At 35.6% G+C, this 26,682-nt stretch carries 24 protein-coding genes; 18 read left to right on the forward strand and 6 right to left on the reverse strand.

All coding sequences use genetic code 11. The features are described from left to right. Window positions 1–217 precede the first annotated feature (217 nt). A complete protein-coding gene (locus V6255_RS00470; protein ID WP_341626375.1) occupies window positions 218–583 on the forward strand; it encodes a helix-hairpin-helix domain-containing protein in 366 nt (121 codons plus the stop codon). A gap of 204 nt (window positions 584–787) precedes the next feature. Next, window positions 788–1,804: a UDP-glucose 4-epimerase GalE gene (gene galE, locus V6255_RS00475; RefSeq protein WP_341626376.1), complete on the forward strand. Its 1,017-nt coding sequence runs from the start codon at window positions 788–790 to the stop codon at window positions 1,802–1,804. A gap of 161 nt (window positions 1,805–1,965) precedes the next feature. On the opposite strand, the gene V6255_RS00480 is transcribed toward galE, so the two are convergent. Next, window positions 1,966–2,850 carry a GGDEF domain-containing protein gene (locus V6255_RS00480; protein WP_341626377.1) on the reverse strand — a complete coding sequence of 295 codons (885 nt, stop codon included), beginning with the start codon at window positions 2,848–2,850 and terminating at the stop codon, window positions 1,966–1,968. 136 nt (window positions 2,851–2,986) lie between these two features. On the opposite strand from V6255_RS00480, the gene V6255_RS00485 reads away from it, so the two are divergent. Together V6255_RS00485 and miaE are read left to right on the forward strand one after the other, a co-directional pair. Beyond that, window positions 2,987–6,301 (forward strand): DEAD/DEAH box helicase, encoded by a 3,315-nt coding sequence (locus V6255_RS00485; protein ID WP_341626506.1) that lies wholly within the window; start codon window positions 2,987–2,989, stop codon window positions 6,299–6,301. Then, the gene (gene miaE, locus V6255_RS00490) at window positions 6,302–7,060 is read left to right on the forward strand and encodes a tRNA isopentenyl-2-thiomethyl-A-37 hydroxylase MiaE (RefSeq protein ID WP_341626378.1); all 759 of its coding nucleotides are present in this window, start codon (window positions 6,302–6,304) and stop codon (window positions 7,058–7,060) included. 91 nt (window positions 7,061–7,151) lie between these two features. Here the strand turns inward: miaE and V6255_RS00495 are convergent, their stop codons facing one another. The 3 genes from V6255_RS00495 to V6255_RS00505 are packed head-to-tail and all read right to left on the reverse strand — an operon-like array spanning window position 7,152 to window position 9,132. After that, window positions 7,152–8,252 carry a YcbX family protein gene (locus V6255_RS00495; protein WP_341626379.1) on the reverse strand — a complete coding sequence of 367 codons (1,101 nt, stop codon included), beginning with the start codon at window positions 8,250–8,252 and terminating at the stop codon, window positions 7,152–7,154. A gap of 15 nt (window positions 8,253–8,267) precedes the next feature. Further along, window positions 8,268–8,726, reverse strand: a complete 459-nt coding sequence (locus tag V6255_RS00500; RefSeq protein ID WP_341626380.1) for a methylglyoxal synthase — start codon at window positions 8,724–8,726, stop codon at window positions 8,268–8,270. Window positions 8,727–8,748: 22 nt separating this feature from the next. Then, window positions 8,749–9,132: a YijD family membrane protein gene (locus tag V6255_RS00505; RefSeq protein WP_341626381.1), complete on the reverse strand. Its 384-nt coding sequence runs from the start codon at window positions 9,130–9,132 to the stop codon at window positions 8,749–8,751. A 222-nt stretch (window positions 9,133–9,354) separates the two neighbouring features. Between V6255_RS00505 and sthA the strand changes: the two genes are divergently transcribed. Beyond that, a complete protein-coding gene (gene sthA / locus V6255_RS00510) occupies window positions 9,355–10,785 on the forward strand; it encodes a Si-specific NAD(P)(+) transhydrogenase (protein ID WP_341626382.1) in 1,431 nt (476 codons plus the stop codon). Between the two features lie 83 nt (window positions 10,786–10,868). On the opposite strand, the gene nudE is transcribed toward sthA, so the two are convergent. Then, entirely contained in the window at window positions 10,869–11,420 is a 552-nt protein-coding gene (nudE, locus tag V6255_RS00515) for an ADP compounds hydrolase NudE (protein ID WP_341626383.1), read from the reverse strand. 254 nt (window positions 11,421–11,674) lie between these two features. Here nudE and yrfG point away from each other — a divergent pair, with 254 nt between their 5' ends. Next, window positions 11,675–12,322: a GMP/IMP nucleotidase gene (gene yrfG, locus V6255_RS00520; RefSeq protein ID WP_341626384.1), complete on the forward strand. Its 648-nt coding sequence runs from the start codon at window positions 11,675–11,677 to the stop codon at window positions 12,320–12,322. Window positions 12,323–12,337: 15 nt separating this feature from the next. Here yrfG and V6255_RS00525 read toward each other — a convergent pair whose 3' ends face one another. Beyond that, the gene (locus tag V6255_RS00525; RefSeq protein ID WP_341626385.1) at window positions 12,338–14,911 is read right to left on the reverse strand and encodes a PBP1A family penicillin-binding protein; all 2,574 of its coding nucleotides are present in this window, start codon (window positions 14,909–14,911) and stop codon (window positions 12,338–12,340) included. Between the two features lie 190 nt (window positions 14,912–15,101). Here V6255_RS00525 and pilM point away from each other — a divergent pair, with 190 nt between their 5' ends. The 12 genes from pilM to trpS all read left to right on the forward strand — a co-directional run bounded on the left by pilM (window position 15,102) and on the right by trpS (window position 26,564). Next, window positions 15,102–16,160 (forward strand): type IV pilus assembly protein PilM, encoded by a 1,059-nt coding sequence (pilM, locus tag V6255_RS00530; RefSeq protein ID WP_341626386.1) that lies wholly within the window; start codon window positions 15,102–15,104, stop codon window positions 16,158–16,160. Next, on the forward strand, window positions 16,160–16,711 hold the full coding sequence (locus tag V6255_RS00535; protein WP_341626387.1) for a PilN domain-containing protein: 552 nt from the start codon (window positions 16,160–16,162) through the stop codon (window positions 16,709–16,711). Before pilM ends, V6255_RS00535 begins: the two co-directional genes overlap by 1 nt. A 2-nt stretch (window positions 16,712–16,713) precedes the next feature. Beyond that, a complete protein-coding gene (locus tag V6255_RS00540) occupies window positions 16,714–17,283 on the forward strand; it encodes a type 4a pilus biogenesis protein PilO (RefSeq protein WP_341626388.1) in 570 nt (189 codons plus the stop codon). Next, on the forward strand, window positions 17,283–17,801 hold the full coding sequence (locus V6255_RS00545; RefSeq protein ID WP_341626389.1) for a pilus assembly protein PilP: 519 nt from the start codon (window positions 17,283–17,285) through the stop codon (window positions 17,799–17,801). The genes V6255_RS00540 and V6255_RS00545 overlap by 1 nt, the downstream gene beginning before the upstream one ends. Window positions 17,802–17,827: 26 nt before the next feature. Beyond that, complete coding sequence (locus tag V6255_RS00550) at window positions 17,828–19,903, forward strand: type IV pilus secretin PilQ family protein (RefSeq protein WP_341626390.1); 2,076 nt, start codon at window positions 17,828–17,830, stop codon at window positions 19,901–19,903. A gap of 157 nt (window positions 19,904–20,060) precedes the next feature. Continuing rightward, window positions 20,061–20,576 carry a shikimate kinase AroK gene (gene aroK, locus V6255_RS00555; RefSeq protein ID WP_341626391.1) on the forward strand — a complete coding sequence of 172 codons (516 nt, stop codon included), beginning with the start codon at window positions 20,061–20,063 and terminating at the stop codon, window positions 20,574–20,576. Beyond that, window positions 20,576–21,646 carry a 3-dehydroquinate synthase gene (gene aroB / locus V6255_RS00560; RefSeq protein WP_341626392.1) on the forward strand — a complete coding sequence of 357 codons (1,071 nt, stop codon included), beginning with the start codon at window positions 20,576–20,578 and terminating at the stop codon, window positions 21,644–21,646. The genes aroK and aroB overlap by 1 nt, the downstream gene beginning before the upstream one ends. A gap of 6 nt (window positions 21,647–21,652) precedes the next feature. Further along, complete coding sequence (locus V6255_RS00565; RefSeq protein ID WP_341626393.1) at window positions 21,653–23,278, forward strand: AAA family ATPase; 1,626 nt, start codon at window positions 21,653–21,655, stop codon at window positions 23,276–23,278. Next, the gene (locus V6255_RS00570; protein WP_341626394.1) at window positions 23,271–24,083 is read left to right on the forward strand and encodes a Dam family site-specific DNA-(adenine-N6)-methyltransferase; all 813 of its coding nucleotides are present in this window, start codon (window positions 23,271–23,273) and stop codon (window positions 24,081–24,083) included. The genes V6255_RS00565 and V6255_RS00570 overlap by 8 nt, the downstream gene beginning before the upstream one ends. Before the next feature lie 102 nt (window positions 24,084–24,185). After that, entirely contained in the window at window positions 24,186–24,857 is a 672-nt protein-coding gene (gene rpe, locus V6255_RS00575; protein WP_341626395.1) for a ribulose-phosphate 3-epimerase, read from the forward strand. Window positions 24,858–24,869: 12 nt separating this feature from the next. After that, window positions 24,870–25,541, forward strand: coding sequence for a phosphoglycolate phosphatase (locus V6255_RS00580; protein ID WP_341626396.1), 672 nt, complete (start codon window positions 24,870–24,872; stop codon window positions 25,539–25,541). Window positions 25,542–25,562: 21 nt separating this feature from the next. After that, a complete protein-coding gene (trpS, locus tag V6255_RS00585) occupies window positions 25,563–26,564 on the forward strand; it encodes a tryptophan--tRNA ligase (RefSeq protein WP_160064578.1) in 1,002 nt (333 codons plus the stop codon). Window positions 26,565–26,682: the final 118 nt, after the last annotated feature.

The following is a 26,682-nucleotide window of genomic DNA, read 5'->3' on the forward strand; positions in this document are numbered from 1 at the left end:
CATTCAACTTTGAATTCACTTTATTGTTTTTTGTATTACGTTGAATCCTATAAGAACGTGATAGAAAACTATTTTGTAGTGTAATGAATAACTAAGGATGAATCGAATTAAATAAATTAACTATTTATTCCATAAACTTTATTTGTGATATTTTATTGACACAGCGGAAGAGTAAACTAAATTTAGTATTCCCAATAATAAAAGAAAGGAATGTTATATGATCAATAAATTTATACGTGGATTAACCCTCGCTGCGTCTTTAGTTTTATTACCCACTAGTTTATTTGCCGCAGATCTTAACAGTCTCACTTCCTCTAGTGTTGAAAAGGTTAGCTCAGCAACCACTAGTGTTAAAAAAGCGAGTACGACGGCTGCTGCTGCTACAAAAATATCGAGTATTGATGTTAATAGTGCGAGTCTAGACCAATTGACTTCTATTTCAGGAGTTGGGCCTAAAACCGCACAGTCTATTATTGACTACCGAGACCAATATGGTGATTTTACAGATTTAAAAGATCTTGTGAATGTTAAAGGTATTGGTGCGAGCACGTTAGAGAAAATAATGCCTTACTTGAGTTTGTGATTATTTCTAAGTCCCTTCGATAATGCAGGGACTTATACCTCTTTTAATTTTTCTATTTGGCTAATTGTTCTAATCACTTCAACTTTCATTTCTACAGTTGCTTCCATACTTGTTATTCCCTCTCTTTAAACGTTAAAATGTGAGAACAAATTTAATTTCTTTATTTTTCCTTTATATTTTAATTTATAGATCAATAGGCAATTTATGACAATTTTAGTTACTGGCGGTGCAGGTTATATTGGTTCTCATACTGTGGTAGAGCTTTTAGAGGAAGGACTGCAAGTTATTATTATCGATAATTTATGTAACTCTTCATTAGAGTCTCTTTCTCGTGTTAAAAAAATAACTGGTAAAGCCCCTATTTTTTATCAAGGCGATATTTTAGATAAAAGTTTTTTAGAAACAGTATTTAAACAACATCAAATTGATTCTGTTATTCATTTCGCAGGTTTAAAAGCGGTAGGCGAGTCGGTTGCTAAACCTATTTCTTACTATCAAAACAACGTTCAAGGAACATTAACATTACTTGATGCGATGAAAGATGCAGGAGTGTTTAAACTTGTTTTTAGTTCTTCTGCTACGGTCTATGGTGATCCTGCTGCGTTGCCTATTCGTGAAGATTTTCCTGTTGGTGGCACAACAAACCCTTATGGTACATCGAAGTTAATGGTAGAAATGGTGTTAGCAGATGTGGCGAAGTCAGATCCTCGTTGGGCATTTGTTATTTTACGCTATTTCAATCCCGTTGGTGCGCATCTATCTGGCTTAATTGGTGAAGATCCTAATGGTATTCCAAATAACTTATTACCCTACATTTCTCAAGTTGGCGTAGGAAAACTAAAAGCACTCGCTGTTTTTGGTGATGACTATGATACGCCTGATGGAACCGGTGTTCGTGATTATATACACGTAGTTGATTTAGCGGTTGGCCATTTAAAAGCCTTAAAAAGAATTGAGAACGAAAAAGGTGTATTTATTTATAACTTAGGCACGGGTAATGGTTATTCTGTTTTAGATATGATTAAGGCATTTGAGGCTGCTAGTAAAAAAGCCATCCCTTACAATGTTTCACCACGTCGTGAAGGCGATATTGCAGCTTGTTATGCTGCACCAGAAAAAGCATTAACAGAGTTAGATTGGAAAGCGGAACGTGGTTTAGAAGATATGATGCAAGATACTTGGCGCTGGCAGTCAAATAACCCTAATGGCTATAAAGATTAGTCATAAATATTAAGATTTAATTATAGGGTTCCTAAGGAGCTCTATGAGTTTATTGATATAGCTAAGATATAAGTAAAGTACATCTTCTTTTGTTCATTGCAGCTCTAAATAGAAAAAGCATATCGGACGCAGTCGAATAAAAATCAGTAAATATTAATAAATTATTCTGTTTCAGTACTTATACGGACATGTACTTTATTTTTACCTTGTTGCTTTGCTTTAGATAAACATTGCTCTGCGCTGTTAATAAGTTCACTACTTTTTAATTCATCTTTGTAAGTCACAGCACCAATACTGACCGTGATATTAATAATATCTTGATCATATTCTACACATAATAATTCTGTGTTTTTTCGTATCATTTCTGCCACTTGCTTAGCTATTTCATCATTACTATTATTCAGTAAAATAATAAATTCTTCACCACCCCAACGCGCTATGGTATCGGTTTTACGCACACAATCTCTTAATTTATTAGCGAGTCGTTTTAATACAATATCACCAGCTGCTTGGCTGTAGCGTTCATTAGTGAGTTTAAAGTTATCAATATTAATTAATAGGATAGAGAAGGTTTCAATACGAGGGGAAATTAATAAGTTAGTCAGTTGATAATTAAAGTGGCTACGTGTAAATAATTGGGTAAGGTCATCGGTTTCAGAAAGTTTTTTTAATTTAGAAGAATTAGCATTATTTTGTGCTATCCATTTACCTATTCCGTATGTCACTAAAACAAACCCGATTAATTGTCCTGTATCTTCAAATAAAGCCCCTAATAACCAAGGTTGAACAAATATTTCATCTAATGTGTCGGTTAACATCGCAACAAATAGAAAGAAAAAGCCACTCATCAGATATTTATAGACATCAGGGTTATATTTTACTTTTTGCATATTAACAAATGAAAAAAGCAAAGTGGCAGTAATCATGACACCAAAGAATAGACTATAGAGGTCTATTTGATAGGTAATCGGAAATAACCACGTTTGTAGTGCTACATATGCAATAACAAAAAAGTAAAGTGAGCTGGCTGCTGTGCTTTTAATCAAGTGGTTTTATCTCTATTAACTGAATTGTCGTCAATTTTATGTGAACATGATGACAAATAAATATTTAACTACAACTTACTACAATTATATTTCTGAGTAAATAAATGAACGACTAAATAGATCATTTTTGAATAATGTGATTAATGCTTTATTTATGCCGACTATCTCTTTATCATTAACGATCCGTTTTTTAGATGGTTTTTTTCCGATGCCTAAAGTAACTCAGCAAGATATTTCAACAAGTTTTGGTCGTAACATTATTGATCGAGGTACCCTTTATTTTAAAGAAAGTCGTGTATTAGCCTGCGATTATGATGAATCGAGTAACGCCCTTGTTGGGCTAGTTAAAGGGAGCCATGATACTCCTTATAAAACTAAAGCATCAATAAAACCTTCTAATAAAGGTGGTTATATAATTCATAGCACTTGTTCTTGCCCTGTGGGTTGGAACTGTAAGCATGCTGTGGCTTTATTATTAGCTTATCAAGCAGATACACCGAATTATAACGTCGAAAATAGTTATCAAACTTGGTATGAAATTTTAAATGGTAAAGCGGCTGCTCCTGCAAAAGTAAGAGCCTCTGCTTATCAAGGTTATTTCCGCTTTTCATTTGATAAAAAAATACTTAATCATGAGCACCGTTATATAAAAGTCGAATATGGCACGGTACGTTTTTTAAAAAGTGAAAATACACATGTCTTTAGCGAAAAAGATTTAGTTTCAGTTGCTGATAACGAAAGCTGGATGGAAAGCTTCAAGTGGGTTGAAGATGTCGATGTAGAAATACTACGTCTTTTATTAACCAAAGAAGGGCGAGCGGCTAAATTAGGCAAAACCTATATAAAAACGGAACTTGATTTACTGGCATTACAAAAAATATTAGAGACGGGACGTTGTTTTTGGGAGCATTTAGAACAGAAAATAACAGTTTCTGAATCACGACCAATGAAACTTGAGTGGCAATCAATAGAAGATGACTTAAAACAATTAACTGTTAATTTAGATGACTGTGAAGAATGGTTGTTGATCCCTACTCCTAAACCTTATTTTTATGATTTAACGCGTCATCAAGTTGGTGAAATTGAAACACATTTTAATCGTGATTGGTTACTTTCTCTACTACAGACTCCGCCATTAGGTGAAGTACAATGTGCTCATTTCACCCAAGAGGTTTCATTAGGCTTTTCACAGGATGTATTACCTAATCCACAACATTACGATATTCAGCCTATCGATGAAAAACTCCAGGTTATTTTTAAGTTAGATGTACAAACAATTAAGTCTCAAACTTTATTTTTAGGGCGTTTATATTTCAAGTATGGTGATTTGCTACTAACACCAAGTATTCTAGAGGATAAAGAACGTAACCAGTACATGCATAAAAGCCAGATCGTGAGTATTTCTCGAAATATTGAAGCTGAACTCGCGGGGCTTAAAGAGTTCAATGACTTATGTCTTCTTGATGTCTATATGTATGATCCAAAATACCCTATTACCAAAGATCTACAGGGTATTTTACCGCCAGAGTTAGGTGGTTCTCAAGAATTCCAATGGTTATCTCTATTAACTGCGCATAAAGCACGTTTAGAAGTGTTAGGTTGGCAGTTTGATATTGCTAAAGATTTAGCACTGCAGAGCCAACAAGTTGATAGCATTGATATTGCGATCGATGAAAAAGGTAACTGGTTTGACTTAGGGGTGTCGATTGAAGTTGAGGGTAAACGTATTGAGCTATTACCACTGTTATTAGAGTGGTTGCGCAGTAACGAAGATTGGCAGCAGAATAATTACGATATCTTGTTAGCGCAAGGCAATGGGCGTCCGCTGCGTGTTAAACGAGAATCTATCCAGCCTATTTTGTCAATTTTACAAGAGCTCGGTGAAGTTAATGAAAGCAAAATTAACTTACCGCAAAACCAAGCTGCATTATTAGCTCAGTTACCGGAAATTAATCGTTGGGTTGGTGGTGAGCATGTACAAAATCTAGCGAAAAAATTAGCTAATTTTAGTGGTATCCAAGAAATTACTAAACCTGAAGGTCTAGCAGCAGAATTACGTGACTATCAAAAAGAAGGTCTTAACTGGTTAATGTTCTTAAATGAATATGGCTTTTCTGGTGTGCTTGCGGATGACATGGGTTTAGGTAAAACCGTGCAAACGTTAGCTTATTTGTTATATAAAAAGCAGCATCAATTACTAACATTACCTGCAATGGTTATTTGTCCTACCTCGTTGGTAGGTAACTGGTTAAACGAAGCGATTAAATTTACGCCTGATTTAAAAGTATTAGTATTGCACGGTGTTAGCCGTCATCAATTCTTTAAAGATATTAATGATTACGATCTTGTGATCACGACTTATCCTCTTATTGCTCGTGATTTTAAAGAGTTTGCTGATTTTTCTTTTTCTGATTTAATATTAGATGAAGCACAAACGATCAAAAATCCTCTCGCAAAAATGACTAAAAGTATTAAATTGATCGACGCTAAACAACGTCTATGTTTGACTGGTACACCAATGGAAAACCATTTAGGTGAATTGTGGTCTTTATTCGATTTCCTAATGCCTGGGTTCTTAGGTTCATATAGCACTTTCAATCGCGTTTACCGCAAAGGTATTGAAGGTGAGGGTAATCAACAAATTCAACATTGGTTAATTCAAAAAACCAAACCTTTTTTATTACGTCGTACAAAAGATGATGTTGCTAAAGAGTTACCTGCTAAAACTGAAATCATTCATAAAATTGCACTACAAAATGACCAACGTACATTATATGAAAGTATTCGTATTACGATGGAAGCAAAAGTACGTGATTTATTACGTGAAAAAGGCATGGCAAGAAGCCGCATTGAATTTTTAGATGCATTATTAAAACTACGCCAAGCCTGTTGTGACCCACGACTAGTAAAACTAGAACATGCACAGCAAATCAAGAGCTCTGCTAAATTGGATTTCTTAATGGATATTGTGCCTGAGATGGTTGAAGAAGGTCGTCGTATTCTTATTTTCTCTCAATTTGCACAGATGTTAGGGTTAATTGAAGAAGCATTACTAGAAACTGGGATTGATTTTGTTAAATTAACTGGGCAAACACGTAATCGTAGTGAAGTGATTGAAAAATTCCAAACAGGTGATGTACCTGTCTTTTTAATCTCCTTAAAAGCGGGTGGTGTAGGGCTTAATTTAACAGCAGCCGATACAGTGATTCATTATGACCCATGGTGGAATCCAGCAGTAGAAAATCAAGCGACTGATCGTGCATATCGAATTGGCCAAGATAAGCCTGTATTTGTTTATAAATTGATTTGTGAAGAAACCGTTGAAGAGCGTGTTTTAGCATTACAGTCTCGTAAGCAAAAGTTAGCTGATAGTGTGTACGGTAAAGAGCAAGAAGAGAACTTTGCCCCTGATAACAGCGATGCATTATTAAAACTATTTGAGCGTTATTAAATGCAAGCAGATGATCAACTATTAGCACCGATTAAGCAGTTTTTGCATGTAGAAACACCACAAGCTTGGGTAGATAAAGCTAAGCTTGTTGAAAACCAATCGGCGTTATTAGTTGATCATATGATTTGCGAACTAAAAGCGGCACAAACAGCGATGTTATTGGTTCGTCGTTATGCTGTAGATAAACAAAGCGGTGATGCGCTTATGGCTTGGCTAACACCTTATAATGACTTTGTTTATCGTAAGCAAGGTGATTGGAAAACGTTAGCGAGGAATAGTTTATCTAAAAAAATAGTCGTAAAAGAAAATACTGCTTATGGGCAGAATTTGATTGATAAAATGGTCTTGTTAATTAAAGAAGAATTGCACCATTTTTATCAAGTTGTAGAAATTATGCAAGCACGCGATATCACCTTTGATTTTGTTGGTTCAAGTCGCTATGCAAGAGAGTTATTGAAGCATGTTACTACACATGAGCCTGATACATTAATTGATAAACTTATTTGTAGTGCCTATATTGAAGCGAGATCTTGTGAGCGATTTGCTAAAATTGCCCCACATTTAGATCCTGTTTTAAATAAATTTTACCTTTCGTTGTTACGTTCAGAAGCTCGTCATTATCAAGATTATTTATCATTAGCTGAGCAAATTGCAGGTAAGGATATCTCTGAGCGAATTCAATTTTTTGGAAAATTGGAAGGGGAGTTGATCAGTAGTTATGATGATGACTTTAAGTTTCATAGTGGATGCCCTATATAGTTGCTATGAAACCTAATCACTATTCTATTCATTTATTCTAATCACTCCCTAATCGATATAAAGTATTAAAGAGTGATTAAATTTTTAAGTATTAATGCTCGATACTAATATCTGACATCGGAATACAACTGCAAGCTAATACATAACCCGCTGCAATGTCTTCTGCAAATAAACCTTGGTTATTTAACACATCAACCTCACCGGACAATAATTTCGTTTTACAACGACCACATTTACCACCTCTACATGAAAATGGAATGTTAATACCAGCAAGCTCAGCTTGGTCTAATAAAGGTTGTTGAGTATCACCAGTTACTTCAATATCGCTAACAGAAAAGTGTATCTTCACTTCTTTTTTGTCGCTTTCAAGATCGCTTAGCATCGAGTGATATATAGGACCCTCTTTAGTCTCTAGTACTTGCACTGGATCACCACTGCGGATAATCCCCTCATTTAAGGGTATTAGGTTTTGTCCAAAATCGATTTCACCTTCATGGAATCTAAATTGTGCTAATGTTTTAAGTGGCTGTTCAATATCTGCAATACCTGTTTTAGGGTCAACATTAGTAAAAATACAGCGAGAACAAGGCTTACTAACCTCAAACACTACTTCCCCAATTTTAATACGAGCCCAATTATCTTCAATAAAAGGAGCCTCTCCTTTAACGATCAAATTAGGTCGAAAGTGCAAAGCACTAACAGGTTTTTCTAAGTGAGTGTTTAGTTGATCAACCGATGCTTGGTTAATGATTAATAGTGGATAACCATCAGCAAAACTAACTTGAGTTTGTTTGTTTTTAACACAACGCATACTGTTATCGGAAAAATAAACAAGTTTGCAATCTTGCTTCAGAAACGTTGAAAACCAACGGTCATAATCTGCATGGCAATGTTGTGCCTGTAAAGTGTCAGACCAAATATCAACGGTTAATGTTTGTTCTGTAAATTGGTCTTGTTGGATATAAAAACTTGTTTGATTAGGCGCACTAACAAATAAGCCTTTTCTGGAAAACTCTATGTTCACCTGAGTTAATTGAGGGTGAGTACGTCCAGTGATAAATTGACCATCAAGACCCACTAACATGTAACGTCTATCATCCTTCAAACCTTTCTCTTCAACAAACGTTTGAGGTAACTGAACACCTTTAGTGGATTTTATTGGGTAAATATAAATATCTGTTAAGCTTTGCACGTCAATCTCCAAGCCCTATTGTGTACGTTCAAGCAAGTAACCTTGGTAATCAGGAATACGTGTTGCGTAGTCTTTATCAATATGAACTGAGTCCATAATAAAGTCGGCTGTTGCTATATTAGTCGCAATAGGAATATTCCATACTGCTGCTAAGCGTAAAAGTGCTTTCACATCTGTGTCATGTGGTACTGCATTCATTGGGTCCCAGAAAAAAATCAGTGCATCGAGTTTCCCCTCTGCTATTTTAGAACCAAGTTGTTGATCTCCGCCCATCGGACCCGATAAAAGACACTCTATAGGTAAGCCTGTTTGCTTTGTTAATAAGACACCTGTGGTGCCCGTTGCAAATAGCTCATGCTGTTTTAATTGTTCTGTTCTTTTCGAAGCCCAGCTAATTAATAACTCTTTCATATGATCATGTGCAACTAAAGCGATCTTCTTAGATTTTGGTATATTGCGAGTAATATAATCCATTTTTTTACCTTTTAGAGAATAATTACGCAGAGTAATGTTTGTCGCCAAACATCAATTTGTACATTAACCAAATAGCCAAAACCAGTGCGATAGTGATAGATATAAAATTTGAGCCCAGCTCTGGGTATAAAGCACTAGTGAAGGCAGAGTAAGAAAATAATCCTATGAAAAATGCAGCCCATGCAGGTCTGATGCTTCCTTCGTTATTAGCTTCATGAATATATAAACGGTAAAAGTGACTAATCGCAAAAAATAGCGTAAAAAATGGAAAAAGAGAAAAAGTCACTTGGGAAATAGTTAAAATAGAAAAACACGCATTTGTTGATAGCCCTATTAAGAAAGCATAAATTAACCATTTTACAGATATATCGTTATCCTGCTGTGAAGAGATGTTGCTGTCTTGCATTGTCATTACTCCTGTAGTTTGACTGGTTTAAAATTTAAACCTTAAAAATAACACGAACTAATACCTATTTCTTACATTTATAGTGTATGTGAGAAGTTAAAGATACTTAAACAATAACAATAGACTATTTATAAAAGGTTTACAGCTAACTTTGTTGTAAGAATGTGTGACAAATGCTATCAAATTGTTAAGATAAGTTACTTTCCAACTTGAGGTCGTCTAATGTCAACTCCAAAGAATCAAAAAATTGCTCCTGTAAATTACGATTATGATGTCATTGTTATTGGTACTGGTCCAGGTGGAGAAGGTTCGGCGATGAAGCTTGCAAAAGCGGGTAAGCGTGTCGCAGTAGTTGAAAAATATCGAGATATAGGCGGCGGTTGTACTCATTGGGGAACTATTCCTTCCAAAGCGCTTCGTCATAGCGTGACGCAATTGATTGAATTGAAGAACAATGCATTATTTACAAATAATTACCCTCAAAAACAAGAATTTACTTTTGCAGATGTACTTCGTCACACCGCACAAGTGATCGGTAAGCAAGTTAAGATGCGCAGTAGTTTTTATAATCGCAATAACTGTACTTTACATTTTGGTGAAGCATCTTTTGTTGATAACCATTCTGTAAAAGTAAAGAATGCAGATGGTTCTGTGGAAGTTATCACTGCCAAAGATATTGTTATTGCAACGGGATCTCGCCCTTATCATCCTGATGATATCGATTTTAATTCTGCTAATGTTTACGACAGTGATACGATTTTATCGTTAGATTATCAACCACAACATATTGTTATTTATGGTGCAGGTGTTATCGGATGTGAGTATGCGTCTATTTTTAGAGGGTTGAGTGTTAAGACTGATTTGGTGAATACTCGAGACCGATTGCTCTCATTTTTAGATGCAGAAATGTCAGATGCTTTATCTTACCATTTTAGAAATTCAGGTATGATTTTACGTCATGATGAAGAGTATGAAAAAGTAGAATCATCATCTGATGGGGTTGTTATTCATTTCAAATCAGGCAAAAAAATGAAGGCTGATTGTCTGTTGTATGCCAATGGAAGAACAGGTAATACTGATTTGCTGAATTTACAAGCAGTAGGCTTGAAACCAGACAGTCGTGGACAACTAGCGATTAATGAACATTACCAAACATCGGTTGATAATATTTATGCCGTAGGTGATGTTATTGGTTACCCAAGCCTGGCAAGTGCGGCTTATGACCAAGGTCGAATTGCGGCTAATTTAATTATCACTGGTGAAGGTAAAAGAAAGCTTATTAAAGATATTCCTACTGGTATTTATACGATTCCTGAAATTAGTTCGGTAGGTAAAACAGAGCAAATGCTAACTCAGCAACAAGTACCGTATGAAGTTGGTCGTGCACAATTTAAAGATTTAGCGCGATCACAAATTTTAGGATCTGATGTGGGTAGCTTGAAAATCTTATTCCACCGTGAAACAAAAGAAATATTAGGTATTCATTGTTTTGGAGAACGAGCGGCGGAGATTATTCATATCGGACAGGCGATCATGGAACAAGAAGGTGAAGGCAATACGATTGAATATTTTGCGAATACGACCTTTAATTATCCAACCATGGCAGAAGCATATCGAGTCGCTGCATTAAATGGTTTAAACCGTTTATTTTAAACTGCCGATTTTAAATAGGGTAAACGTTGTTTTTAAAGTAATGAGCAGTCTAGAAATACTGCTCATTACTTTTTGAACGCTTTTTACGTGTCGTTTTTTAATACCCACAATAAAGCACTAATACTACGTGCTTCTTGGAAATCATCTCGATTTAATAATTCATCGGCTTTATCTAACGGCCACTTGATTACTTCTAATGGTTCCGGTTCATCACCTATTAAGCTTTCAGGATATAAATCCTTAGCCATAAAAAGTGTCATTTCACTACTAAAATAGCTCGGTGCCATCACTACTTTTTTTAATTCTATAAATTCTTTAGCACCAAAACCAACTTCTTCTTTCAATTCACGGTTGGCTGCTTCTAAGGGTGTTTCACCTGGGTCAATAAGCCCTTTAGGAAAGCCTAATTCATAGCTATGTGTACCTGCTGCATATTCGCGTATCAATAAGATTGTCTCTTTATCATAAAAAGGAACAACCAAAACAGCACCCTGATTACTACTCTGCATACGTTCAAATTCGCGTTGTTCACCATTACTAAATTTTAGTTGTAGTGTTTCAATTTTAAAAAATCGACTACAGGCTGCAACACTTTTATTTAAAATTTCAGGTAACGTTTGCGAAGAGTTGCTCATAAGTGCCTCATAGTTTTATTAGTATATATAAATGTTATCTTACAATGCTTATTGTCTCTACGATACTGTATTATGCCAATCCAAATGAATATCTGGCCTATTCAGTGAATTGAAATAACTTATTGCTACTATGTGAGTTATGTAAAAGTATCAATTATTTACACTGGCTTCCATGAGCCGACATAAAGTATTAAATCCATTTGAATAAATTTATTAACTTTCTTCCATGAACCTTAGACATTTTTAGGAAAAGTATGTTGTTAGAAAAAGATATTGATCTTGTATTACTAGATATGGATGGAACGTTATTAGACTTGCACTATGATTCTTATTTCTGGATGGAGTTAGTACCAGAACAATATGCGAATATTCATCGCACCTCTCTTGAACAAGCAACTGAAATTGTATTTTCGGAGTGTAAAAAAGTATCTGGGACGTTATCTTGGTATTGTTATGATTATTGGACCAATACTTTAGGTTTAGATATTCATCAACTACAGCATCAATGCAAAGATAAAATTCAATGGCGTGAAGATACCTTATGGTTTTTAAAAACGCTAAAAGAGCTCAATAAAAAAATTGTTATTTTAACTAATGCACACCCTAGCGGTATTAAATTAAAAGATCAGCAAACTCAATTGTTATCATATGTCGACTTAGTCATTTCTAGCCATGAAATTGGTCATGCAAAAGAGAGCCAAGGTTTTTGGTCTGCAGTAAAAAAGCAGCTTAATACTGATTTCTCAAGATCTGTTTTTATTGATGATAGTGAAAAGATATTAGTTGCAGCTGAGTCTGCTGGCGTTGAGCATTTAATGGGTATTAATAAACCAGATAGTAAAAAGCCCGCACAACTAATGCAAGGCTTTTCATCTATCTGTCAATTTAATGAATTCTTTTAGTTTGAATATTAATCGTTAAAATAATTCATCCCCAAAAATAGAACCACCTTCTTGAGAATCAGAGCCACTGAACATTGGCTCTGGCACATAGTTAGCTGGTATTGTACCGGCTCTGAAGAACTCAAACCGTGTAGTTTCATCTCTTGCTGTAGTCAATAAGCCGGTTGCTGCATCGATACGCACACTAGAAATGGTTTGTGGTCGAGCAGGTTGATAAACGGGTTGATCAGTCATTGTTTTACTCATAAAGTAATCCCAAGCTGGTAAAGCTGTTCGTGCACCAAATTCACCGCCAGCCACTTGGTTTTTACCTAAATTGTTATTGTAAGTTGCACGACCTAACTCTCGACTAAAATCATCGAACCCAACCCAAGAGGTTGCGACCATGTTGCCAACAAACCCTGAGAACCAAGCATCTTTGGAATCATTTGTAGTACCTGTTTTTCCTCCCATATCCTGTCGGCCTATAGCACGTGCTGCTCTCCAGCCTGTTCCGTTCCAGTTAGTTTTGTTTTTTCTATTTCCACCACCCCAAACTGCTGTTCTTAACATTTCTCGTGTTAAAAATGCTGTCTCTGGTGAGATTGCAGATGGTGCAATTTGAGCTATATCAATCGGTGAAATCGCACAGACTTCCGCTTCTCCATCAATAATAGTATTGGTTGCTAACGGATCATCTTCGGCATTTTGCATGTTGTATGTGTTAATACACTCAGGACATACAATTTTAGGCTCTGCTTGATACAGTACTGTTCCATAAGCGTCCTCAATACGCTCTATAATATAAGGATCTACTTTATATCCACCATTAGCAATAACAGCATAACCTGTCGCTAACTCAATTGGTGTCATTGCTGCAGAGCCCAAAGCTAAAGAGTTACTTTTTGGCATGTCATCTTCATTAAAACCAAATTTAACAAGTTGATCGATAACTTTAGTAAGACCCAAGTCTTCTACTAGACGCACTGATACAACATTTTTAGATTGGCCTAATGCTTGACGTAAACGGATTGGACCTGCGTATACTGCGGGCGAATTTTTAGGACGCCAAGCTTCATCTCCACTCCATTGACTAATTGGTGTATCACTAACTAATGTTGCCAGTGTATAACCATTATCAAGGGCAGCTGAATATATGAAAGGTTTTATATTAGAACCCACTTGTCGTTTTGCTTGAGTTGCACGGTTAAATTTACTTTGTGCAAAATTGAAACCGCCGACCATTGAAGTAATAGCACCATCTTGTGGGTTTAAAGAAACAAATGCTGCACTTACAGCTGGATATTGAGATAGCTGTAATTGTTTGCTGGTAGTTGAATTATCTTTATCTTCTACTTCAACTTCTCGCACCCAAATTTGTTCACCGACTTTAACAATATCTTTAGCTTCTTTAGGTGGATACCCCTGTCTTAAATCTGTTTTAAATGCACGAGCCCAACTTAAGCCATCCCATTCAATGGTTGATTTCTTTTGTTGCTGACCTTTAATGATGACATCAATGCTTTTTTTATTAACGCCAACGACAACTGCAGCATGTAAATCTGCTATATCGTTTTCTTTTGATAGTGTGTTAACTATTTTTTCTGGTGTCCATGGTGTTTCATCTTCTTTCCATAATACTTTGCTAGCACCACGGTAGCCATGTCGTATATCGTAATTATATAAATTTTCAATGACCGCTTGGTTTGCTGCTTCTTGATCACTTTTAGTAACAGTGGTGTAAACGTTAAAGCCTTCATTATAACTTCTGTCTTCACCGTACAACTCGATTAATTTATTACGGGCTATTTCTGCTACATAGTGTGCAGAAAGGGTTATTTCAGCACCGTGGTAATTACTTAATACAACTTCATCTCGCGCATCTTGATACTCTTTATCTGTAATGTAACCTTCGTCTAACATTCGTACTAATACGATATTACGGCGTTCAGTTGCATTTTTGAGAGAGTAAATAGGGTTTAGACGTGATGGCGCTTTTGGAAGACCTGCTAACACAGCCATTTCTGATAACGTGAGGTCTGAAACTGCTTTACCAAAATAAACTTGTGCTGCTGCACCAACACCAAAAGAACGGTGGCCCAGTGAAATTTTATTAAGATAAAGCATTAATATTTCATCTTTTGTTAAAATTTGCTCAATTTGAATGGCAATGAAGATTTCTCGCACTTTACGAAGAATTGTTTTTTCATTTGTTAAAAAGAAGTTTCTAGCGACCTGTTGTGTAATCGTACTCGCACCTTGTTTAGCGCTGCCTGACATAATATAAACACTGGCTGCTCGCATTATACCAATAGGATCCATACCAACATGTTGATAAAATCGACTATCTTCTGTTGCAATAAATGCATTAGCTAACTGGTCTGGTATCTCTTTACGTACTAATGGGATACGCCTTTTTTCACCAAATTGTGAGATCAACTCACCGTCTTTGCTGAGTACCTTCATTGGAACTTGTAACGGTATATCTTGAATACTTGTTACATCAGGCAAATCAGATTTCAGCTGATAATAAATAACTATTACAGTTGCTGCACCTAATAGTGCCAAGATAATAGCTACTATAAAAAGTCGCTTGATCCATTTCATCATATTTAAATAATTCCATTGATAGTGTGACTACGTCACTTTTATGTTAGATATATTGAGTATGTAGTATATAGTTATAAATCATGAGTTAAAGAGTGAACTGTGACTTATCAGCTTGGAAATTGTCGAATTTAAACTTATTATTGTATATTAATTAAAAAAACTTATTAATGCTTTATGCAGCAAGGAAATTATGTTTTTTGGATTTAAAAAATTAGGTTCGAGTAGTGTTATTGGTATTGACTTTGGTTCGAATTCAATAAAAGCAATTGCAATCTCAAAAGGACAAGGAACGTATCATGTTGATGGTATAGCAGAAGCGCCTTTAGCAAAAGGGCTCATCGTCGATAATCGATTTGAAGATATTGATAAAATAACCGCGATCATAAAACAATTACGTAAAAGTTTCCCTTCAAATTATAAAAACGTTGCTATCGCTGTAACAGGCTCTGATGTCATCACAAAAGTGATGAAAATGAATGCTTCTCTGAGCGAGTTGGACTTAGAATCGCGTGTTGAAATTGAAGCTGAAAACAGTATTCCTTTTCCACTAGATGAAATCTTTATTGACTTTGAAATAATTGGGCCCAATAGTATTGATTCATCATTAAATGATGTTTTAGTGAGTGCGGCTCGAAAAGAACGTGTATTATCTCAAGCTCAATGTGTTGATGAAAGTGGTCTAAATACTACGATTGTTGATATTGCTAGCCATGCACTTGCCCGTTCTGCAGAACTCGTTATTACATCAGATGATTACGATAAAGGCGTTGCAATTGTAGACATTGGCGCTTCTCAAATGATGCTCAATATCCTATATCAGGGTAATGTCATCTTCACTCGAAGTAAGAGTCATGGCGGTGCAGTGTGCACTCAAATGATTGCTGAACGCTATGGTATATCGGGACCAGAAGCGGAGAGAGTAAAAGTTGAGAATGACTTACCTATTGATTGTGATGTTGATGTCATTACTCCGTTTGTGAATATGACAATTAATCATTTGCGCTTTGATCTACGTATGTTTACTAATGCACCTAACAAAGTGGATATTAGTAAGCTTATATTAACGGGTGGTGGGGTGCTAATGGCAGAGTTAGCTAAACAACTACAAGAAGAGTTAGATATTCAAGTGGAAGTTGCAAATCCCTCTCTAAGCCTGGAATGTAAAAACGAAGCAGATAAAAATGTATTAAAAGAATCTGGTCCTAAATATATGATGGCGTTAGGTCTGGCATTAAGGAGCTTTTCATAATGTCGAATATTAATTTATTACCCTGGCGCGAAAATTATAAACAACAAAAAAAAATCGCTTTCTTTATTTTATTAGGTTGTAGTTGTTTGGTCGCATTGGGGCTGTCTTTTGCCGGAAAAATGTATGTGGATTCTTTAATTAATGCTCAAAATGAGCGGAATCAATATTTACAAACCCAAACTATCATTTTGGATAGACGCATTGCTGAAATAAAAGAGATTAAAAAAGAAAAAGCGGAGCTAGTGCGTCGAATAGATCTTATTCAGGAACTTGAGCAGCAACGTAATACCGTTACTCGTTTTTTTAATACTTTGCCTGCCGTTACTCCTCCTGGTGTTTATATAAATTCAATTAACTTTAATAAAAGTACTATTAGTGTAAAAGGCCTTTCTGATTCAACAGGACATGTCAGCAATATGGTAAGAAATGTTGATGCATCTGGTTGGTTAGGTGACACGTCATTACCTTCTATTGTTAGCGGTCCAACAACACCAATCAAGTTATATAATTTCTCTATGAACTTTATTGTTCTACCTGAAGATAGGAAATAATCATGCATATTAATGATATGGACCTAGAAAACATAGGTAGTTGGCCGAAGCTTCATAAGTCGATTGTTGTGATCATCACTTGTTGCTTTTTAATTGGTGGTTTTTACTATTACGTTATTGAAGATCAACTTAAGCAATTAGAGAAAGTAGAAGGAAAAGAATTAACACTAAAAAATGAGTTCAAAGTCAAAGCTGCATTGTCTTCAAATCTTGAAGCTTATCGCGAACAAATGACTGAAATTTCAGTAATATTAAATGGGCTAGTTAATAAATTACCGAGTAAAAAGGAACTTGCTAGTTTATTAGATGATGTCGGTTTTATTGGCGCTAATAATGGTTTGCAGTTTAAAAGCCTTAATTGGGGAGTCAAAAAGCAGTTAGAGCTTGCTGAAGAAGTACCAATTAGTATTAAAGTGATCGGTACTTATGAGCAATTAGGGAAGTTTTCTGCTGATATTGCTGCTTTACCTCGAATTGTTATATTAGATAATTTACGTTTGAAACATAACGATAAAGAGACGCTAATGTTAGATATCGTTGCTAAAACATATCGTTATAAAGGGAAGAAATAATGAAGCAACTGTTGCCTTTATCATTAGTTTTTTTATTGTTTTCTTGTGCGGAAGCAGATCTTGATGATTTAGAAGTATTTGTTGTGGATACCAAATCTAAAGTCTACCCTGTGAAAAATGAAGTACCTACACTGAAAAAAATTGATACGCTTAATTTTACGCAAGAAGGAGAAAGAAATCCTTTTTCGCAACCACAACTTGAAGTCGTTACAGAAGTAAAGGATACTCCTAAAAGTTGTCCCCAACCTAATTTTGACCGTAAAAAACAAGCCCTAGAATTGTATTCTCTTGGATTATTACAGATGAAAGGCACGCTATCAATTAATGGTGAACTGTGGGCGCTTGTTCAAGTTTCAGGCAGTGAAGTACATAAAGTTAGACCCGGTAACTATCTTGGTTTAAATTATGGCAAAGTACTAAAAATAAGTAAAAATAAAATAGATTTATTAGAGTTAGCACCAGATAGAAATGGTTGTTGGGAAGAGCGTGTTACTCAAATGACATTAGTATCGGAATGAAGTTAATCAGGGATGAAATGGAAAACATGAAATTTAGAAATATTAAACAAATAATATTGTTGAGTGTCGGTGTTGCTTTGCTATTTGTATCTTCTTTTTCAGTTGCTGAATCACAATTAATTAAACTCAATGTCAATCCTCTTTCGGAAGGGAAATTTGAGTTAAATTTTGAGTTCAATGATGAAATTGCCTCTTATACTGAGAAATTACATTATCGTCCGAATAAGCTGGTCATCGATGTTAAAGATGCAAGCTCATTACTTGAATTAAATCCTATTGGTATCAATAAAAGTGGTATAGACAGTGTAGAAGCTATACGTATGAATGGCGGTTTACGCTTAGTCATTATGATTGATGAGTTAATGCCTTATTACATTTCTGAACAAGGTAAGAGTTTAGTGGTTCGCTTCGGCGATACTGAGAAAAGATCAGTTGCAACTGAAGCTGAGTCTGCTGTGGCAGCTGCAATTATTCAGAATACAGGCGATCAAACGGCACAAAAAACATTAAATGAAGCGGCTGAAAAAGCACGTAAAGCAGCATTGATTGATAGACCAAAAGGTTACGTTAATACTATTTCTGATATCGACTTTAAACGCGGTTCAGAAGGTCAAGGCAAGTTGTTTGTTTATTTAGATAATTCAAGTGTTGCTGTTGATATAAAACGACGTGATCAACAGTTAATCGTTGAATTTCAAAGTACTTACATTCCTGATGATTTTTTATATATAATGGATGTCGTTGATTTTGCCACTACTGTAGAAAAAATAGAAACATTTAGAGACAATGGCAAAACACGTTTCATTTTTAATATAAAAGATGAATATAATTATCGTTATGATCAACTAGATACTTTATTTATGGTTGAAGTATCTAAAAAACCAGAAGATGAAGAGAATATGCCTTACGAAGGTAAAGCTATTTCTCTTAATTTCCAAGATATTCCGGTACGTACCGTATTGCAGTTAATTGCTGACTTTAATGGTTTGAACTTAGTTATCACTGATTCAGTAAGTGGTAATATCACATTGCGTCTTGATGACGTTCCTTGGGAACAAGCATTAGATATTATTCTTAAGGTGAGAGGTTTAGGCAAACGCATGGATGGCAACGTTCTTCTGATAGCACCTGCTACTGAACTTGCAGCAAAAGAGCGTGAACAACTAGAGTCTAATAATGAAGTTGCTGCTTTATCCCCTTTGTATTCTGAGTTCATTCAAATCAATTATGCAAAAGCGGCTACGATTGCAACTATGCTTTCAAGTCAAAATGCAAGTTTACTATCTGAGCGTGGTAATGTGACAGTGGACACTCGTACTAACACATTGTTAATTAAAGATACTGCAGCGGTCATTGACTCTGTTAAAGAAATTATTGATGTCTTAGATATTGCAGTTCGACAGGTTGTGATTGAAGCTCGAATGGTAACGGTTAGCGACTCTGTTGGTGAAGATTTAGGTATTACTTGGGGGCTTTCAAATAGTACAGGGCAAGATACCACCTTGAATACCTTAGATGTTAATTTACCTCTTTCTACATCAGCTGGTACACTTGGGTTTCAAGTTGCTAGACTAGCTAATGGTAATATTCTAGATTTAGAGTTGTCTGCTTTAGAGCAAGAAAGTAAAGCAGAGATTATTGCAAGTCCACGTATTACAACATTAAATCAACAAACAGCTTATATTGAGCAAGGTACAGAAATTCCTTTTGTAGAATCTTCATCATCAGGTGCAACATCAATTAGTTTTAAAAAAGCGGTACTAAGTTTACAAGTAACACCACAAATTACACCTGATAATAAATTGATTCTAGATCTCGTGATTACTCAAGACTCTGTTGGTGAAACGATTATAACAAATGATGGTGAGTCAGTTTCTATTGATACACAAGAAATTCAAACTCAGGTATTAGTTGATAATGGTGAAACCTTAGTTTTGGGTGGTATTTATCAACAGCAAATTACAGATACCGTCAGTAAAGTGCCATTTTTAGGTGATATTCCTTATCTTGGCTTCTTATTTAGAAATTCAGTAACCGACAATAGTAAGTCAGAATTATTAATTTTTGTTACACCGCGTATTGTTATGCAAACAAAATATTAAGTATTAAATTCGTTTAGTATTGAATAAGCCTGAAGTTTACCTTCAGGCTTATTTTTTTATGGCTTGCAATATATTGTTAACAATTGCGATAATAAGGTACTTCTCTTTAATTTTTAAGGGGTTTCCCAGTAATCAACCACTTGAGTAAAAATTTAACATGGCAGAACAGCGTAATATATTTTTAATTGGCCCAATGGGGGCTGGTAAAAGCACAATAGGCCGTCAACTTGCACAAATGCTGCATTTAGATTTCCTTGATTCAGATAGTGAAATTGAACGCAAAACTGGCGCCGATATCGCTTGGGTTTTCGACGTCGAAGGCGAGGAAGGTTTTAGAAGTCGCGAACAAGAGATGTTAGACGAGTTAACTAAGAAACATGGTATTGTTTTAGCGACAGGCGGCGGAGCAGTTATTCGACAGGAAAATAGAACTCATCTGTCGGCTCGAGGTATTGTTGTCTATTTAAAAACAAGTGTTCAAAAACAGCTTGCAAGAACACTAAAAGATAAGCGTAGACCGCTTCTTCAAACTGATGATCCACAGTCGGTATTGGAAACATTGGCAGAAAAACGCAACGCACTTTATGAAGAAGCTGCGGATTATACTATTGAAACTGACGAGCAAAGTGCAAAAGTTGTTGCGAGTCAAATTATTGCTCTACTGGATTTTTAATGGAAAAATTACTCGTTGATCTCGGTGATCGTAGTTACCCAATCTCTATTGGTTCAAATTTATTGTCAGATACTTCGCTTTTTAGTAGTGCGATAAAAGGCAAAAAAGTCATGATTGTGACTAATGATGTTGTTGCACCTCTATATTTAGAGGCTTGTAAAAGCACATTAAAAGATTATCAAATTGATGAAGTTATTTTACCTGATGGCGAGCAACATAAAACATTAAGCACATTCGAAATAATATTAAGTGCATTATTAGAAAAAAAACATGCGCGTGATACAACCATTGTTGCATTAGGTGGTGGTGTTATTGGTGATATGGCAGGCTTTGCAGCTGCTTGTTATCAGCGTGGTATTGCATTTATACAAATACCAACGACCTTATTATCACAAGTTGACTCTTCAGTCGGTGGTAAAACAGCCGTAAATCATCCGCTTGGTAAAAACATGATTGGTGCTTTTTATCAACCTCAGGCAGTTATCATTGATATTGAGTGTTTAAAAACACTGCCTGCACGTGAATTTGCTGCTGGTATGGCAGAAGTGATTAAGTACGGTATCATTTACGATAAAGACTTTTTCAGTTGGTTAGAATCAAATATAGAAGCCATCAAATCACTTGACCCAACGGCTGTCGTTTATATGCTTAAACGTTGTTGTGCGATTAAAGCTGAAGTGGTGGCACTAGATGAAAAAGAGCATGGGATTCGAGCACTCTTGAATCTTGGTCATACTTTTGGCCATGCTATTGAAGCTGAGCAAGGTTATGGTAATTGGCTACATGGTGAAGCGGTTGCTGTTGGTATGGTATTAGCTGCTGAAACCTCTTATATATTGGGGTTAGTCGATCATAGTGATGTGGAACAAATCATTGATTTAATCGAAGCCTTTGATTTACCGTTAACAGCGCCTGCAGATATGCAATACAAACATTTTGCAGAACATATGCAGTTAGATAAAAAAGTACTTAATGGTCAACTACGTTTAGTTTTACCTACCTCTGTAGGTACAAGTGCATTATTTGATAATGTCAGTGAGAAAGTACTTCGTGACGTCATAGAATCTTAATCGATTATGGTCGAGAGAACATTAATTTCACTCCCCTCTCAGTTGCAGTTAATAGAACGGCTGCAACATCATATTTATTTGTCTTCTTCACTTATTTTCGTTTCTGGAGAGGCTGGCTCAGGTAAAAGTACACTTACTGAAAATCTCTCAAATGCTTTACCGAGTGATTTACAGCAAGTGTATACCTCATTAGGTAGTGAGCTGACAGAAAACGCATTACGTCAAAAAATTATTGCTCAGTTGTATGCTAATGCATTATTTAATGCTGAAGATAAACTGTTAGATACAATTTCTCGATTACAACAATCAGAAAAAAGAGTGCAGAATAAATTAATCATTATTGATAACGCACAATACTTACCCGATGATTTCATTATTGAACTATGTGAATTATTTTCTGCTCCTAATCTTGCACAAGATAATACATTTAATGTCTTGTTGTTAACGGATGAAAAAACGACTCGAACTTATTTAAACTATATTGGTACCCACTTGGTCAGTCGACTTCAATCTACATTGAATCATCTTGAGTTAACATTACCGGCATTGAGTGCTCAAGAAGCGAAGGAGTTGATGCTTCATAACTTTCAACAAGTAGGTTATCAAGCTAAATTACAACATCAAGACGCCTTAAATCGTCAGTTAAGCTTGTGCAATGGCAACCCCCAAAAAATAATTAAATTAGCAGAAGATTTAAGCCAAGGCCTACTTGAAAGCATCGCACCCTCTTGGATTAAAACAAAGCTACCAGCAGTGTTATTAATGCTTATGTTAGTGATTATTGTTAGTATATTAGCGACTTATCTTTACCCTAAGTTTGTACCAAACTCACCACAAAGAAATGAATTAGATGATGCGTTACTTATTACAGATGAATTAATCTCTACTGAGTCGAAAAAACAAGAATCACTTGCTAGTTCATGGTCCACTTTAGAGCTTGGGGTTACAGACAATAAAGCAATGGTAGGTTTATCGGATAAAACGGAACAACGTATTGTCATATCAGATAATCAGTTAATTGAATTAACCATTTTGAGCGAAGAGATTGATACTCAGAATATACCTGTTACTAACAATACCAATGAGCATGAGGTGCCACTATTATTACAACTTCCTCCTACTCTTAGCGATGAGATAATCAACGAAGATGTTTTCATTAATAAAAAACTAGATACGATACAACTAATTGATGGTGATATTGAGCCATCAGCCGAAGATAATGCTGAAGAAGAGTTGAATATTGTAGAGCAACTACCAGTTAGTACTTCTTCAACTATTGTGAAGAATAAAAAATCTATAGCTTCTAAACAAAAAGAAGATAGCTTATTAACTCCTGCTGATATTTTATTATCGAAGAATCCAAAAAATTTCACGGTACAAATCTCTGGTATGGCCTCTCGTCCTTATTTAGCGGCTTTCCAACAAAAATATAATTCAGACCGAGAAAACGTCTTTTCTTATAAAACTATTCGAAATAATAAACCTTGGTTTGTAGTCGTTTATGGTGAGTATTCTTCAGTAGAGTCGGCAAGTTTGGCAATTAAAAGTTTCCCTGAAGCATTTAAAGGCATGCCAACTTGGATAAAAACATGGCAAGCGGTACATAATGATTTGCGGTTAAATAATGAATAAAAAAAATAGAGCCTTTTTGAAGTGGGCTGGTGGTAAATACACCTTAACTGAGCAAATTAACGCTCGTTTACCTGAAGCAAAGCGTTTAATAGAGCCTTTTGTTGGCGCAGGGTCGGTATTTTTAAATAGTGATTTTGATGAATACATACTCAATGACATCAATCCTGATTTAATTGAAATGTATAAAATTATTAAACGTAAACCTAAACAGTTTATTCGTGATGCGAAGATTTATTTCCAACCTGAATATAATCAAGAAGATGTTTATTATCAGTTACGTGAAAAATTTAATAAAAGTGAAGATGTGTATTTGCGTTCATTATTGTTTTTATATATGAACCGTCATGGTTATAACGGTTTGTGCCGTTATAATAAAAGTGGTGGTTTTAATGTCCCTTTTGGTCGCTATAAACAGCCGTATTTTCCAGAAAATGAATTATTATATTTTTCTGAAAAAGCTAAAAAAGCAACGTTTACCTGTAAGCCTTATCAAAAACTATTTTTGTATCTACGCGATACAGATGTGCTTTATTGTGATCCTCCTTACGTACCATTAAGTAAAAGTGCTTCTTTTACGAGTTACGCAACCCAAGGGTTCAGCTTGGATGATCAAGCTCAATTAGCAAAACTAGCGCGTGAAAGTAAAGCTGCGGTCTTGTTAAGTAATCATGATACAACGTTAACGCAGGAATTATATCGTGATGCTGATTGCGATAAGATTTTTGTCTCACGTACGATCAGCAGTAAATCAACGGATCGTAAACCAGTTGCTGAATTATTTGCATTTTTCCCCGCTAAAAAATAAATCTAGAGCAAACATCAGAAATAAAAATTAGTGTGTTAGGCGTCGCTTAGGTAGAATAATGCACTCATTATTTAGCTTATTTCTATCTAGGGACAAACCACCATGACTGATTATTTAATTGCACCTTCTATCCTTTCTGCAGACTTTGCTCGTTTAGGCGAAGATGTTCAAAAGGTATTAGACGATGGTGCCGATGTAGTGCATTTTGATGTAATGGATAACCATTATGTTCCTAACTTAACGATCGGTCCAATGGTTTGTAAAGCGCTACGTGACTTTGGTATTACTGCACCAATTGACGTACATCTTATGGTAGAGCCTGTCGATACAATGATTGTTGAGTTTGCTAATGCTGGTGCATCGATCATTACTTTCCACCCTGATGCGTCAAAGCATGTCGATCGCTCATTACAATTAATTAGAGATCATGGCTGTAAAGCTGGGTTAGTTTTAAACCCTGCCTCTTCATTAGAAGAATTAACGCACGTTATGGATAGACTCGATGTGGTTTTATTAATGTCAGTTAACCCAGGTTTTGGTGGTCAATCATTCATTCCTCATACACTTGAAAAACTACGTCAAGTACGTAAATTAATTGATGATAGTGGCCGAGATATTCGTTTACAAGTCGATGGTGGTGTTAAAACTGACAATATTAAAGAAATTGCTGAGGCAGGTGCAGATATGTTTGTTGCAGGTTCAGCTATCTTTAACCAGCCTGATTACAAAGCAGTTATTGACGATATGCGTGAACAGCTAGCTCAAGTAAAATAGAGATGAGTTAATATGTCCCAAATTACTAATATTAAATTAATTTGTTTTGATCTTGATGGTACGTTAGTTAATAGCGTACCGGACTTACGTCTAGCATTGAATTCAATGCTAGACGATTTATCATTAGCAAATGTGAATGGCCTAATTGTTAAAACATGGGTAGGCGACGGTATTACTAAAATGGTTGAACGTTGTTTATTGCATGTTCAAGATAAAGCGATATCTGATGTTGAATTAACTGAAGCAGTAGCGATCTTTGAAGGTTATTATCAACAATTTTTAAATACTGAATCTGGCTTATACCCTGCTGTAAAAAGTACTCTGTTTTCACTACAAGATAAAGGTTATAAAATTGCTTTAATTACCAATAAGGCAGAGAAATTTTTACCAGAATTATTACGCTACTTTGGAATAAATCGTTGTTTTGATTTGTTAATTGGTGGTGATACGTTAGCTAAAAACAAGCCTGATCCAATGCAAGTTAACCATGCCTGTGAGTATTTTAACGTCAGTAAGTCTGAAACCGTAATGGTAGGGGACTCTCGCAACGACATATTGGCTGGCCAAAATGCATCAGTAAAAACTATTGCATTAACTTACGGATATAACTTCGGCGAGCCGATTGCGGATATGAAGCCAGATTATCTTATTAATCATTTTGATGAATTATTAACATTGCTTTAAAAGTAATGAAGGAAATAAACAATGACTAAACCAGTTGTATTAAGTGGATGCCAGCCTTCAGGTGGCTTAACTATCGGTAATTACATGGGCGCCTTGCGTCAATGGGTTGTAATGCAAGAAACACACGACTGTCTGTTCTGTCTTGTTGATTTACACGCCATTACAGTTCGCCAAGACCCAAAAGCATTACGTAGCGCGATTTATGATGGTTTAGCAATGTATCAAGCTGTTGGTATTGATCCACAAAAAAGTACTATGTTTATTCAATCTCAAGTACCAGAGCATGCAGAATTATCTTGGATTTTAAACTGTCATACGCAAATGGGTGAATTAAACCGTATGACGCAGTTTAAAGATAAATCACAAAAAAATGTGACTAACATTAACGCGGGTTTGTATAGCTACCCTGTTTTGATGGCAGCAGATATTTTGTTATATGGCCCTAGTAGTGTGCCTGTTGGGAGTGACCAAAAACAACATCTTGAATTAGCGCGTGATATCGCCACTCGTTTTAATAATGCTTATGGCAATACTTTCGTTGTTCCTGAGCCTGCTATTCCAGAGCATGGTGCTCGTATTATGAGCTTGCAAGAACCCACTAAAAAAATGTCTAAATCTGACGATAATGAAAAGAACTTTATTGCATTATTGGAAGATCCAAAGAAAATAGCGAAGAAAATTAAAAGTGCGATGACAGATACTGACGAACAAGCGCGTATCTATTTTGATACTGCTGAAAAACCAGGTGTTTCTAACTTATTAACCTTACTTTCATGTTCAACAGGTAAATCAATCGAAAGCTTGATCCCTGAATACGAAGATAAAATGTATGGACATTTAAAATCAGATACGGCAGAAGCAGTTGTAACTTTATTAGCGCCAATTCAAGAGCGTTTTAAAGCATTACGTGCTGATGAAGATGCATTGCAGTCGATTGCAAGAGTTGGCGCAGAGAAAGCACGAGAGCGCGCTGCTGAAACACTGGCTAAAGTGTATGATCGTGTCGGCTTCTTACCTAAATAAATACATTTATTAAATCAATGTTAAGGCATAATAAATGGATATAAAAAAAGGCTGATATTGAATCAGCCTTTTTTATTTAATCTTAATATGTCGCTTTCTATTCGATACTGGCTCATTA

This window comes from Psychromonas arctica (assembly GCF_038155225.1).
GTDB classification, from domain to species: domain Bacteria; phylum Pseudomonadota; class Gammaproteobacteria; order Enterobacterales; family Psychromonadaceae; genus Psychromonas; species Psychromonas arctica_B.

Coding starts and splice junctions, on each gene's coding strand:
- V6255_RS00470 (WP_341626375.1), top strand. CDS start 218: ATGATCAATAAATTTATACGTGGATTAACCCTCGCTGCGTCTTTAGTT.
- galE (WP_341626376.1), top strand. CDS start 788: ATGACAATTTTAGTTACTGGCGGTGCAGGTTATATTGGTTCTCATACT.
- miaE (WP_341626378.1), top strand. CDS start 6,302: ATGCAAGCAGATGATCAACTATTAGCACCGATTAAGCAGTTTTTGCAT.
- V6255_RS00500 (WP_341626380.1), bottom strand. CDS start 8,726: ATGGATTATATTACTCGCAATATACCAAAATCTAAGAAGATCGCTTTA.
- V6255_RS00505 (WP_341626381.1), bottom strand. CDS start 9,132: ATGCAAGACAGCAACATCTCTTCACAGCAGGATAACGATATATCTGTA.
- sthA (WP_341626382.1), top strand. CDS start 9,355: ATGTCAACTCCAAAGAATCAAAAAATTGCTCCTGTAAATTACGATTAT.
- nudE (WP_341626383.1), bottom strand. CDS start 11,420: ATGAGCAACTCTTCGCAAACGTTACCTGAAATTTTAAATAAAAGTGTT.
- yrfG (WP_341626384.1), top strand. CDS start 11,675: ATGTTGTTAGAAAAAGATATTGATCTTGTATTACTAGATATGGATGGA.
- V6255_RS00525 (WP_341626385.1), bottom strand. CDS start 14,911: ATGATGAAATGGATCAAGCGACTTTTTATAGTAGCTATTATCTTGGCA.
- pilM (WP_341626386.1), top strand. CDS start 15,102: ATGTTTTTTGGATTTAAAAAATTAGGTTCGAGTAGTGTTATTGGTATT.
- V6255_RS00535 (WP_341626387.1), top strand. CDS start 16,160: ATGTCGAATATTAATTTATTACCCTGGCGCGAAAATTATAAACAACAA.
- V6255_RS00540 (WP_341626388.1), top strand. CDS start 16,714: ATGCATATTAATGATATGGACCTAGAAAACATAGGTAGTTGGCCGAAG.
- V6255_RS00545 (WP_341626389.1), top strand. CDS start 17,283: ATGAAGCAACTGTTGCCTTTATCATTAGTTTTTTTATTGTTTTCTTGT.
- V6255_RS00550 (WP_341626390.1), top strand. CDS start 17,828: ATGAAATTTAGAAATATTAAACAAATAATATTGTTGAGTGTCGGTGTT.
- aroK (WP_341626391.1), top strand. CDS start 20,061: ATGGCAGAACAGCGTAATATATTTTTAATTGGCCCAATGGGGGCTGGT.
- aroB (WP_341626392.1), top strand. CDS start 20,576: ATGGAAAAATTACTCGTTGATCTCGGTGATCGTAGTTACCCAATCTCT.
- V6255_RS00565 (WP_341626393.1), top strand. CDS start 21,653: ATGGTCGAGAGAACATTAATTTCACTCCCCTCTCAGTTGCAGTTAATA.
- V6255_RS00570 (WP_341626394.1), top strand. CDS start 23,271: ATGAATAAAAAAAATAGAGCCTTTTTGAAGTGGGCTGGTGGTAAATAC.
- rpe (WP_341626395.1), top strand. CDS start 24,186: ATGACTGATTATTTAATTGCACCTTCTATCCTTTCTGCAGACTTTGCT.
- V6255_RS00580 (WP_341626396.1), top strand. CDS start 24,870: ATGTCCCAAATTACTAATATTAAATTAATTTGTTTTGATCTTGATGGT.
- trpS (WP_160064578.1), top strand. CDS start 25,563: ATGACTAAACCAGTTGTATTAAGTGGATGCCAGCCTTCAGGTGGCTTA.